Here is an 11,848-nt window from a genome sequence, read left to right as displayed (position 1 = left end):
GTTGACGACAGATTTAATACATAACAAGTAGGTTAACTTATGACGGGTAATCTCCTCAGCCTTGCAATCTGGCTGCCCATCGTGGCAGGTTTGATTGTGCTCGCTACGGGCAGCGACAAAAACGCTCCCGCAGCGCGCTGGCTGGCGCTGGCTGGCGCTTTGGCCTCATTCTTAGTAACAATTCCGCTTTATCTCGGTTTTGATACCTTTCATGGCGGCATGCAATTCACGGAAATGACGCCGTGGGTTGAGAGTTTTAATATTAATTACCATCTGGGTGTGGACGGCTTGTCCATGCTGTTTGTGATCCTGAATAGCTTTACCACTTTATTGGTGGTATTGGCTGGCTGGCAAGTGATTGACAAGCGTGTAGCGCAATACATGGCTGCATTCTTGATTATGTCCGGTTTGATTAACGGCGCTTTTGCGGCTTTGGATGCGATTTTGTTCTACGCATTCTTTGAAGCCATGCTGATTCCGATGTACTTGATTATCGGTGTTTGGGGTGGTGCAAACCGTGTTTATGCATCGGTGAAGTTCTTTCTGTATACCTTGATGGGTTCTTTGTTGACCTTGGTTGCCTTTATCTACTTGTATTATCAAAGTGGTGGCAGCTTCGAAATCGCTGCATTCCAACGCTTGCCGTTGACGATGGGCGCGCAAACCTTGTTGTTGATTGCTTTCTTCTTTGCGTTTGCAGTCAAAGTACCGATGTGGCCAGTTCACACATGGTTGCCAGATGCTCACGTTGAAGCACCAACAGGTGGTTCGATGGTGTTGGCGGCAATTACATTGAAGCTGGGTGCTTACGGTTTCTTGCGATTTGTATTGCCGATTGCGCCAGACGCATCACGGGAGTATGCGTGGCTAATGGTTGGATTATCGCTGGTTGCAGTCGTATACATCGGTATGGTGGCTTTAGTTCAGACTGATATGAAGAAATTGGTGGCTTACTCATCGATTTCGCATATGGGTTTTGTGACCTTGGGCTTCTTTATGTTTGGTGGTGCAACAGGCCGTGAATTGAACTCTTGGGCTGTTGAAGGCGCTTTGGTTCAGATGATTTCTCACGGTTTTATTTCAGCCGCGATGTTCTTCTGTATCGGTGTCATGTACGACCGCGTGCATAGCCGCAAAATCGCTGATTACGGTGGCGTTGCCAACAAGATGCCTATTTTTGCTTCTTTCATGATGCTGTTTGCTATGGCTAACTCTGGTTTGCCAGCAACATCAGGTTTTGTTGGCGAGTTCATGGTGATCTTGGGCGCGGTACAGGTTAATTTCTGGTACGCCGTCGCAGGTGCAACAACCTTGATTTTTGGTGCTGCTTACACACTCTGGATGTACAAACGCGTTATTTTTGGTGAAGTTGCCAATCAAAATGTGGCTGAGCTGAAAGATGTTAATGCGCGTGAATTCTTGATCTTGGCAATCCTAGCTATTGCCGTATTGGGGATGGGTTTATATCCAGCGCCATTTACCGAAGTGATGCACCAATCCGTGAATGATCTGATTTGGCAAGTTTCACAGACCAAGCTTAACTAATCCTTATTATAAGAAATAGGCTAGAACCATGACCTGGACCAGTCTTAATGCATGGGTGGCAGCACCAGAGATTTTCCTTCTGTGTGCAACTTGCGCCATTCTACTGCTTGACATTTTTATCAGTGATGCTAAACGGCATATCACTTACATCATCACTCTTGTTACTTTGGGCGTTACTGCGGCCTTGGTTTTGAGTGGGCACGAGCCTCATGCACGTTTGGCATTTAGTGGTTTGTTCTTAGCTGATCCGATGGCTGATTTTGCTAAGCTCGCCATGATTGTTGGTGTGGCACTTGTATTGATTTATGGACGTAGTTACGCCATCGCGCGCGGTTTGTTCCGTGGTGAGTTGTTTACGCTGTCTTTGTTCTCGTTGTTGGGGATGATGGTGATGGCGTCGGCGTCTAATTTCTTGGCGCTGTACGTTGGCTTAGAATTAATGTCGCTGTCTGTATACGCTTTAGTTGCCTTGAATCGTGATTCAACGGCTTCAACAGAAGCGGCTATGAAGTACTTTATCTTGGGGGCTTTGGCTTCGGGGATGTTGTTGTACGGTATTTCTATGTTGTACGGTTCGACAGGCTCATTAGATATCTTTGAGGTTTCTAAATCGATTCAATCGGGTCAAGCTAATAATCTGCTTGCCGTGTTTGGTATCGTCTTTATTGTGACCGGTTTGGGCTTTAAATTTGGTGCTGTACCGTTTCATATGTGGGTGCCTGATGTCTATCAAGGTGCACCAACGCCGATTACGCAACTGATCTCAACTGCGCCTAAAGCGGCGGTGTTTGTATTCGCACTGCGTATTTTGGCTCAGGCATTGGAAGGCTTTGCGCCGGATTGGCGTGGTATGTTGATGGTGTTGGCTGTGCTCTCAATGGGCTTGGGTAATATTACTGCGATTTCACAAACGAATATCAAGCGTATGCTGGGTTACTCAACGATTTCGCATATGGGTTTTGTGTTGTTGGGCATTTTGGTGGCGAGTCCAATTGGTTACTCTGCGGCGCTGTTTTATGTCGTGGCTTATATTTTGATGAGCGCTGCGGCATTTGGTTTGATTATGCTGTTGTCGCGCCAAGGGTTTGAAGCGGATCAAATTGAAGACCTGAAAGGCTTAAATCAACGCAGCCCATGGTTTGCTGCGATGATGCTGTTCACGATGTTCTCTATGGCGGGGATTCCGATTTTTGTGGGCTTCTTTGCCAAACTAGCGATCTTAAAAGCAGTTGTGAACTTGGGTTTTGTCGGCCTTGCTATTGTTGCCGTGGTGTTCTCGCTGATTGGCGCGTTCTACTATCTGCGGATTGTCAAAGTGATGTATTTTGATGATGCAACAGACAAATCACCTTTGCTTGCTGGTGCAGATGCGAAGTTCGTATTGTCAATTAACTGCCTGCTCTTGTTGGTGTTGGGCTTTATGCCGGATCGTTTGATGAACTTACTGTCTGACGCAGTGTCACAATCGTTTACTTCATTGCCGTTCTAATTCAATGCAGAATTTTTTGTTTATTGTCGGGTTAGCTGTGATTGCAGCTAACCTGCCTTTTCTCTCTGAGAAGGTTTTTTTCTTTGTAATGCCTAAAAGCGGTAAGAAAGCTTTTATTTTTCGGCTTTGTGAATTGCTATTGCTGTATGTTTTTGTTGGTGTCTTTGCTTATTGGCTTGAGAGCCGATTAAGCCCTGTTCATCAACAAAACTGGCCGTTTTATGCGAGCACTTTGGCATTATTTATTGTTTTTGCTTGGCCAGGTTTTGTTTGGCGCTATTTTTGGCGCAAGCCGGGTATATAAGTTGTAAGAAGTTGCGATCTTTACTTGCCAAAGTGTGCTTTGGTATTTATTATGTTGCTTCTTTAGGCGCGTAGCTCATCTGGTTAGAGCGCTTCCTTGACATGGAAGAGGTAGTTGGTTCGAATCCAATCGTGCCTACCAAAATTTAGGAATCAAACCCATGCTATTGACCGATACGACCACCTCAGTGATTTCAGGCTAGTCGTACGCGGGTTTGACAGAAAAGTGCGGCTAGGCCGCACTTTTTTTTTGTTTTTTTAAAATGATATTTGTCTCGGTTTGCCGAGTAACTGATTTAGGCGATGATTATGCCAGCGATTACGCTCCCCGATGGTTCAGTACGTCAATATGATGCCGCAGTCTCTGTATACGATGTTGCGCATAGCATCTCACCGGGCTTAGCTCGTGCCGCGTTAGCTGGCAAGGTTGATGGTCAGCTGGTTGATACGCGCTATGTGATGGAGAGCGATGTATCGCTGAATATCATTACGGATAAAGATGTTGAAGGTCTTGAAGTGATTCGTCACTCGACCGCGCATTTGTTGGCCTATGCCGTGAAGCAGCTTTATCCAACAGCTCAAGTAACGATTGGCCCAGTGATTGAAAATGGCTTTTACTATGATTTCGCTTATGAGCGTCCATTTACATTGGATGACTTGGCCGCCATTGAAAAGAAAATGACTGAGTTGGCCAAGAAAGATATTCCGCTTGAACGTTATGAGTTGAGCCGTGATGATGCGATTGCTTATTTCAAAGGCATTGGTGAAAACTACAAAGCTGAAATTATTGAATCGATTCCTGCGGATCAAATTTTGAGTTTGTACCGTGAAGGTGATTTCACTGATTTGTGCCGTGGCCCACATGTGCCTTCAACTGGTAAATTAAAAGTATTTAAATTGATGAAAGTCGCTGGCGCGTATTGGCGTGGCGATAGCAAGAATGAAATGTTAACTAGGGTATATGGCACAGCCTTTGCTAAGAAGGAGGATCTAGCCCAATACCTCCATATGCTCGAAGAGGCAGAAAAGCGCGATCATCGTAAACTGGGTAAGTTGCTTGATTTGTTTCATATGCAAGAAGAAGCGCCAGGTATGGTGTTTTGGCATCCGAAAGGCTGGACGCTATGGCAAACGATTGAGCAGTACATGCGTGCTAAATTGAATCGCCATGGCTACCAAGAAATTCGTACGCCGATGGTGATGGATCGCAGTTTGTGGGAAAAATCAGGTCACTGGGAAAACTACCACGAAGGTATGTTTACGACCGAATCGGAAAAACGTGATTACGCTGTTAAGCCGATGAATTGCCCGGGCCATATTCAGGTGTTTAACCAGGGCTTGCGTTCATACCGTGATTTGCCGCTACGTTACGCTGAGTTCGGTTCTTGTCACCGTAATGAACCATCAGGCTCATTACACGGCATTATGCGCGTGCGTGGTTTTGTGCAAGACGATGCGCATATCTTCTGTACGGAAGATCAAGTTCAGCAAGAAGCGGCTGCATTCATTGATTTGCTGAAAGAGGTTTATACCGATTTCGGTTTTGAAGAAATTCTCGTTAAGTTGTCGACTCGCCCAGAAAAACGCATTGGCACTGAAGAAGCATGGGATAGGGCAGAAGCTGCTTTGGCTGCAGCGCTCAATTCCAAAGGCTTAGAGTTTGAGTATTTGCCGGGCGAAGGCGCATTTTATGGTCCGAAAATTGAATTTACGCTGAAAGATTGTTTGGGTCGCTTGTGGCAGTGCGGGACTCTGCAAATTGATCCGAATTTGCCAGAACGCCTTGGTGCTGAATACGTCGGCGAAGACAATGCAAAACATCGCCCAATTATGCTGCACCGTGCAGTTTTGGGCTCGCTGGAGCGCTTTATTGGCATCTTGATCGAAAATCACGCTGGCGCATTTCCGGCTTGGTTAGCGCCGGTGCAGCTGGTGGTGATGAATATTTCCGAGTCACAGCGTGAATATGCACAAAAAACGGCTGATTTATTGAATCAAAGTGGTCTTCGTGCATCAACGGACTTGAGAAATGAGAAGATTACCTATAAAATCCGCGAACATAGCTTGCAACGCCTTCCTTATCAACTGATTGTCGGTGATAAAGAACGTGATGCTGGTTTGGTGGCCGTGCGTAACCGCAGTGGTGAAGACTTAGGGCAAATGACAGTGGAAGCGCTGATTGCGCTGGTTAAAGCTGATTTGCCTAAAGTTTAACGCTTGCAGGTGCACGGTTTTGTTTTTGAATGACTTGGAGTAATAACAATAGCTGCTCAAGATAAAGGCCCGCGTATTAACGGTGAAATCACCGCGCGAGAAATTCGTTTGCAAGGTGTGGAAGGCGAACAACTAGGTATCGTCTCCCTCAATCAGGCCCTCCAATTAGCTGAAGATGCTGAGGTAGATCTGGTAGAGATCGCGCCAAACGCTCAGCCGCCTGTTTGTCGTTTGATGGATTACGGCAAATTCCGGTACGAAGAGGCCAAGAAAAAGCACGCTGCCAAGCTCAAGCAAAAGCAGGTACAGGTTAAAGAAATTAAGCTGCGCCCAAGCACAGACGAGAACGACTACCAAGTTAAATTGCGTGGTGCGATCCGTTTCTTGAACGAAGGCGACAAGTGCAAATTCACTTTGCGATTCCGTGGTCGTGAAATGGCCCACCAAGAAATTGGTATGGCACAGCTCAAACGCGTTGAAGCTGATTTGGCCGAGCTAGCAGTGGTAGAGCAATATCCGAAGCTAGAAGGTCGCCAAATGGTGATGATGTTAGGGCCGAAGAAAAAAGTATAACGGGTTGGCGACTACATCTGTTAAGACCAAAGCAGTAATTGGTCAGTAGTCGCGGTGGGGTGAAGGGTATTAAGTTCAGATGGCAACATCAGACGCCCTTTTGCCTAAACTAATAGGTTCTTTTGAGCCGAGGCTAGCTGGAGTAAGTAATGCCTAAAATGAAAACCAAGAGTAGCGCCAAAAAGCGCTTCATTGTGCTTGGCGGTGGTGGTGTTAAGCGTAGTCACGCTTTCAAACGTCACATCTTGACCAAGAAAACGACTAAAACTAAACGTCAATTGCGCGGTACTTCAATGGTTGATTCAACCAATATGAAGTCTGTACGTGCAATGATGCCTTACGCTTAACCTAGGAGATAAAATATGCCTCGCGTTAAACGTGGTGTCACAGCTCGCGCTCGTCATAAGAAAGTCTTAGCCCTGGCTAAAGGCTATCGTGGTCGTCGTAAAAATGTCTATCGTATCGCTAAACAAGCGGTAATGAAGGCAGGTCAATACGCATACCGTGACCGTCGTCAGAAAAAACGTCAATTCCGTCAACTCTGGATCGCGCGTATCAACGCTGCTTCCCGTGAGTGCGGTCTGGCTTACAGCCGCTTCATGAATGGCTTGAAAAAAGCTGGTATTGAAGTTGACCGTAAAGTATTGGCTGATATGGCTATCTTTGATAAACCAGCTTTTGCTGCGTTTGTTGAAAAAGCTAAAGCTCAGCTGACTGCTTAATCGGTTCTGCCGGTGATAAGGGAGGCTTTCAGCCTCCCTTTTTTATTCTAAATTTGTTTTGAGAAATCCAAACCAAGCAGCGCATTGCGTGTGTGCTTTGTTTTGCTTTTTCTATTTACTTTTCAATCTATCTCTCACCTTATCGGGCCTAAAACATGGATGCGAATATGCAAGCCTTGCTTGACGCTGGTCTGGCCGCACTGAATGCGACCAATGATCCCGTTGAACTCGAAATCGTAAAAGCGACGTATATCGGCAAACAAGGCCAAATCACTGCCTTGATGAAGCTGTTGGCCGCAATGCCACCCGAAGAGAAAAAAGCCTTTGGTGCGCAAGTGAATGTGACCAAGCAAGCTTTTGAAACTGCGCTCAATGCCAAACGTGATGGCATTGCTGCTGAAAAACTGGCTGCGCAACTCGCTGCCGAAGCTTTGGATATTTCATTGCCAGGTCGTGGCCACGCAAAAGGCGGCTTGCATCCAGTGACTTTGGTGCAGCAGCGCATCGAAGCGCTGTTTGGCAGCATGGGTTTTGCCGTCGCCGATGGCCCCGAAATTGAAAATGATTTTCATAATTTCGAAGCGCTGAACATCCCTAAAAATCATCCTGCACGTGCGATGCAAGATACGTTTTATATCGACAATGAAGCCGAGCCTTTGGTGTTGCGTACGCACACTAGTCCGATTCAAGTGCGCTATATGCTCGATAACGAACCGCCGATTAAAATCATTGCGCCGGGCCGCGTTTATCGCGTGGATTCTGATGCAACGCATTCACCGATGTTCCATCAAATGGAAGGCTTATGGGTTGAAGAGGGCGTTTCTTTCGCTGATTTGAAAAGCGTGATTGTTGATTTTCTGCGCCGTTTCTTTGAGCGCGATGATTTGGAAGTGCGTTTCCGTCCGTCATTCTTCCCGTTTACTGAGCCATCGGCTGAAATTGACGTGAAATGGTCGAAAGGTTGGATGGAAGTGGGCGGTTGCGGCATGGTGCACCCGAATGTATTAAAAAGCGTGAATATTGATTCAGAAAAATACACCGGCTTTGCGTTCGGGATTGGTTTGGATCGGTTTGCGATGCTGTATTACGGCGTGAATGACTTACGGCTGTTTTTTGAAAACGACGTGAATTTTTTGGCTCAATTCAAATAGCCTTGTCACAATTCAAATAAACGGAGCATCAATCATGCAATTTTCAGAACAATGGCTGCGTAGCTGGGTTAATCCAGCACTCAATTCCGACGAACTCGCGCATTTATTGACGATGGCGGGTTTGGAAGTCGAAGAAAATGAAGCGGCAGCGCCCGCATTTACCGATATTTTTGTCGCTGAAGTATTAAGCGTCGCCAAGCATCCCGATGCGGATCGCTTGAATGTATGCAGCGTGAACGTCGGCGAAGCTGAACCACTGCAAATCGTTTGCGGCGCACCAAATGTGGCCGCCGGTTTGAAAGTGCCCTGCGCGCGAATTGGCGCGGTATTGCCCGGCGATTTTAAAATCAAGAAAGCTAAAGTTCGTGGTATCGAATCATCGGGCATGTTGTGCTCGGGCGATGAGATGGGTATAGCCTCGGACATCGATGGTTTATACGTGCTACCGAGCAATGCCCCAGTGGGTATGCCGATTCGTGAGTATTTGGCACTCGATGATCGTTTGCTGACCTTGAAGCTCACCCCGAACCGCACCGATTGCTTGTCGATTCGTGGTATCGCCCGTGAAGTAGCTGCATTAACAAAATCTGATTTGAATCCGATTGCGATTGAAGCTGCAGCAATCGCTTCCGATGCGGCAATCCCTGTCGGGCTCAATGCGGGTGCTGCTTGCCCACGTTACGCAGGCCGTGTCATCAAAGGCATCAATCAAGCCGCTGCAACGCCAGATTGGCTGAAGCAACGCCTTGAGCGCTCGGGCATTCGTTCGATTTCGGCGATTGTTGATATTACGAATTATGTATTGCTTGAACTCGGCCAACCGATGCACGCGTTTGACGCGGCGAAATTGTCGGGTGGCGTTAACGTGCGTTTTGCCAAAGCAGGCGAAACAATTACTTTGCTCAATGAAAAAGCGCTAACGCTGACTGATGATTTGCTGGTGATTGCTGATGAGCGTGAAGTGCTTGCGCTGGCTGGCATTATGGGCGGCTTGGCATCAAGTGTGACTGTCGCTACGCAAGACATTTTCCTTGAATCAGCGTTCTTTGCGCCTGAAATCATTGCGGGCAAAGCACGCCGTTTTGGTTTTTCTTCAGATTCAAGCCATCGCTTTGAGCGCGGGATTGATTTTGGCAATGTGCGCGAAGCGCTGGAACGCGCGACGCAACTCGTCGTCGAGATTTGTGGTGGTCAAGTCGGTGCAATCACTGAGCAATTAACGACATTGCCAGCTCGCCCACCCGTGGTATTGCGCGTGAGCCGCGTGGCTAAAGTGTTGGGTATTACTTTGCCAGCCGCTGAAATTATGGCGATGCTGCAAGGCTTGGGTTTGGCGTGTGAGTTAGCCAGCGATGTGATTACCGTAACCCCGCCATCGTACCGCTTTGATATTGAAATCGAAGAAGATTTAATCGAAGAAGTGGCGCGCGTGTTTGGTTACGACAATATTCCAGTCAGCCCTTCATTGGCGCGGATGAGTATATTGCCGCAAGCCGGTAATCGCCGCAGCAAGAATGCACTGAAATCGATTTTGGCTTCAAGGAATTTCCAAGAAACCATTTCTTACGCCTTTGTCGAAGAAAAATGGGAAGCTGATTTTGCAGCGAATACCACGCCGATTCGCCTGATGAACCCGATTGCCAGCCAAATGAGCGTGATGCGCTCGACTTTGCTGGGCGGTTTGGTCGCTGGCTTGCAACATAATTTAAACCGCAAGCAAGACCGAGTTCGCCTTTTTGAAGTCGCACGCGTATTTCAAGGTGTTGCTGCAGATCAACAGCCAGAGCGTATTGCTGCTTTAGCATGGGGTGGCCGTTTTGCCGAGCAGTGGGGTACAGGTAAAGAGCGTGTTGATTTCTTTGATGTGAAAGCCGATGTTGAAGCTTTGCTTGCGCCACGTGTTGCAGAGTACCGCCGTAGCGTGCATCCAGCATTGCATCCTGGCCGCTCGGCTGAAGTTGTGCTAGATGGAAAAGTGATTGGTGTCGTTGGTGAGTTGCACCCACAGTGGGTGCAAAGCTATGGCTTAACGAGCGCGCCTGTGGTGTTTGAATTGGATGTATTGATCCTCACTCAACTCGACAAATTGCAAGCAACGCCGGTGTCAAAATTTCAGCAAGTGCGTCGTGATTTGGCCTTGTTGATGGATGAATCACTCGCTGTTAGCACGTTACAAACGGCTTTTGCAAGTGCAAATTTGCCTATTGTTGCTAGCATCGAAGTTTTTGACGTTTACCGCGGGAAAGGTTTGCCAGAAGGCAAAAAGAGCCTTGCATTCAAAGTCTTAATGCAAGATACTCTCAAAACTTTGACTGACGTAGAAGTCGATGAAGCAGTAGAAAAATTACTCCAGAAGGCAGAGGAATGCGGCGCGATCTTGAGAGCATAATGCAGTACGAAACAAGCACATTAACACTAACAAAAGCTGATCTTGCCGATATGTTATTCGACAAAGTTGGTCTAAATAAGCGCGAAGCCAAGGATATGGTTGAGTCTTTTTTTGATGAAGTTCGTATTTCATTGGCAGAAGGCGACACCGTTAAACTATCGGGTTTTGGTAATTTCCAATTGCGCGATAAGCCGCAACGCCCAGGTCGTAACCCAAAAACTGGCGAGGAAATTCCAATTTCTGCACGCCGTGTGGTTACATTTCACGCAAGTCAAAAGCTGAAGGGAATGGTTGAAATTCACTATGCAAAACTCCAGCAGCGTTATTCCAACCAGTGATCTGCCTTCAATCCCAGCGAAGCGTTACTTCACCATTGGTGAAGTCAGCGAGCTGTGCGGTGTTAAACCGCATGTCTTGCGCTACTGGGAACAAGAGTTCACGCAGCTCAAGCCGGTAAAACGGCGCGGTAATCGGCGCTACTATCAACATCATGAAGTGCTGTTGGTGCGCCGTATTCGTGGTTTGCTGTATGAGCAAGGCTTTACGATTAGTGGGGCTCGAAATCAATTAGGTGCATCGATGGCGACAATGGGCGATCATGCGTCCGATGAAGTGAGCTTCACTGAATTGCGCCATGAGTTAGAAGACTTACTTGTTTGGCTTGAACAGTAAGTTTGTTTCAGCTAAAATGCGTTTTCTCGGAATATAGCGCAGCCTGGTAGCGCACTTGGATGGGGTCCAAGGGGTCGTGAGTTCGAATCCCACTATTCCGACCAATAAAATCAATGGGTTACAACTTCACGGTTGTAACCCATTTTTTATTTCTTCCGAAAATATGCTTAATGCCCCGACAAATGCCCCGACATAGTTTTGAAGTTGTTCTAGGACCTGTGTTTGCAGCTAAAAACAGACGAGTGCTACACCCAAGGTCGGCTTTGGATGAATCTCATCGAGTTTCGCGGAGGCTGTGTTGTTTGAGTCAGACCAAAATGGCCTGAGCTGCATATTACACTCCAAACCTACCACTCAAAACGATCACAAACCCACCACTGATTCCGATAGCAAAACCGCCACTAGTGTCTATGCTGATTACTAATTTCAAGCAAGGCAAAACTTCCACTTTAATTCGGGGTGGGCTACTCCGCTTGCATCGCATGCAGCCGCGCATAATAACCATCTGGTCGATGAACTAATTCACTGTGATGGCCTTCTTCCACAATCTGCCCTCGCTCCATTGCGACAATTCGATGAGCATCGCGTACTGCAGAAAGACGGTGCGCAATAATCAACACTGTGCGTCCCTGGCAGATAGCTTTCATATTGTTTTGAATAATGCGTTCCGACTCATAATCCAGCGCGCTAGTTGCTGAATCGCACCGGGTTTCGCGGAGGCTATTTGGTTTGAGTCAGACCAACATAGCCTGCTCGCTTTGATTACGGTAATAGTTTGCTTCTGCTTCCG

Annotated in this window: 11 protein-coding genes, 2 tRNA genes and 1 pseudogene; 13 read left to right on the top strand and 1 reads right to left on the bottom strand. The window is 47.1% G+C overall.

The features are described 5' to 3' along the window. Nucleotides 1-39: 39 nt before the first annotated feature. From Q320_RS0102595 to Q320_RS0102535, 13 genes are all read left to right on the top strand, one after another. On the top strand, nucleotides 40-1,545 hold the full coding sequence (locus Q320_RS0102595; protein ID WP_027467707.1) for an NADH-quinone oxidoreductase subunit M: 1,506 nt from the start codon (nucleotides 40-42) through the stop codon (nucleotides 1,543-1,545). Nucleotides 1,546-1,573: 28 nt separating this feature from the next. Next, entirely contained in the window at nucleotides 1,574-3,034 is a 1,461-nt protein-coding gene (gene nuoN / locus Q320_RS0102590) for an NADH-quinone oxidoreductase subunit NuoN (protein ID WP_027467706.1), read from the top strand. 16 nt (nucleotides 3,035-3,050) lie between these two features. Then, on the top strand, nucleotides 3,051-3,338 hold the full coding sequence (locus Q320_RS0102585; protein ID WP_245590956.1) for a DUF2818 family protein: 288 nt from the start codon (nucleotides 3,051-3,053) through the stop codon (nucleotides 3,336-3,338). A gap of 64 nt (nucleotides 3,339-3,402) precedes the next feature. Continuing rightward, nucleotides 3,403-3,479, top strand: a tRNA-Val gene (locus Q320_RS0102580). A 167-nt stretch (nucleotides 3,480-3,646) separates the two neighbouring features. Continuing rightward, entirely contained in the window at nucleotides 3,647-5,551 is a 1,905-nt protein-coding gene (gene thrS, locus Q320_RS0102575) for a threonine--tRNA ligase (protein ID WP_027467704.1), read from the top strand. 42 nt (nucleotides 5,552-5,593) lie between these two features. Beyond that, on the top strand, nucleotides 5,594-6,124 hold the full coding sequence (gene infC / locus Q320_RS0102570; RefSeq protein ID WP_444542283.1) for a translation initiation factor IF-3: 531 nt from the start codon (nucleotides 5,594-5,596) through the stop codon (nucleotides 6,122-6,124). A gap of 149 nt (nucleotides 6,125-6,273) precedes the next feature. Continuing rightward, nucleotides 6,274-6,471, top strand: a complete 198-nt coding sequence (rpmI, locus tag Q320_RS0102565) for a 50S ribosomal protein L35 (protein WP_027467702.1) — start codon at nucleotides 6,274-6,276, stop codon at nucleotides 6,469-6,471. 15 nt (nucleotides 6,472-6,486) lie between these two features. Beyond that, nucleotides 6,487-6,846: a 50S ribosomal protein L20 gene (gene rplT / locus Q320_RS0102560; RefSeq protein WP_027467701.1), complete on the top strand. Its 360-nt coding sequence runs from the start codon at nucleotides 6,487-6,489 to the stop codon at nucleotides 6,844-6,846. A gap of 155 nt (nucleotides 6,847-7,001) precedes the next feature. Then, nucleotides 7,002-7,997, top strand: a complete 996-nt coding sequence (gene pheS, locus Q320_RS0102555) for a phenylalanine--tRNA ligase subunit alpha (RefSeq protein ID WP_027467700.1) — start codon at nucleotides 7,002-7,004, stop codon at nucleotides 7,995-7,997. A 34-nt stretch (nucleotides 7,998-8,031) separates the two neighbouring features. Continuing rightward, nucleotides 8,032-10,386: a phenylalanine--tRNA ligase subunit beta gene (gene pheT, locus Q320_RS0102550; protein ID WP_027467699.1), complete on the top strand. Its 2,355-nt coding sequence runs from the start codon at nucleotides 8,032-8,034 to the stop codon at nucleotides 10,384-10,386. After that, complete coding sequence (locus Q320_RS0102545; RefSeq protein ID WP_035851988.1) at nucleotides 10,386-10,724, top strand: integration host factor subunit alpha; 339 nt, start codon at nucleotides 10,386-10,388, stop codon at nucleotides 10,722-10,724. Before pheT ends, Q320_RS0102545 begins: the two co-directional genes overlap by 1 nt. Further along, nucleotides 10,690-11,058 carry a MerR family transcriptional regulator gene (locus Q320_RS0102540; RefSeq protein ID WP_051534405.1) on the top strand — a complete coding sequence of 123 codons (369 nt, stop codon included), beginning with the start codon at nucleotides 10,690-10,692 and terminating at the stop codon, nucleotides 11,056-11,058. Before Q320_RS0102545 ends, Q320_RS0102540 begins: the two co-directional genes overlap by 35 nt. 27 nt (nucleotides 11,059-11,085) lie before the next feature. Beyond that, nucleotides 11,086-11,162: transfer RNA gene (locus Q320_RS0102535), tRNA-Pro, on the top strand. Nucleotides 11,163-11,522: 360 nt separating this feature from the next. Here Q320_RS0102535 and Q320_RS0102530 read toward each other — a convergent pair. Next, nucleotides 11,523-11,759 (bottom strand): annotated as a pseudogene (locus Q320_RS0102530) (type I secretion system permease/ATPase); the annotation flags it as partial. Between the last annotated feature and the right edge of the window lie 89 nt (nucleotides 11,760-11,848).

It is taken from the genome of Deefgea rivuli DSM 18356, from assembly GCF_000620145.1.
Taxonomy (GTDB): domain Bacteria; phylum Pseudomonadota; class Gammaproteobacteria; order Burkholderiales; family Chitinibacteraceae; genus Deefgea; species Deefgea rivuli.
This window is presented reverse-complemented; position numbering and strand designations above follow the sequence as displayed.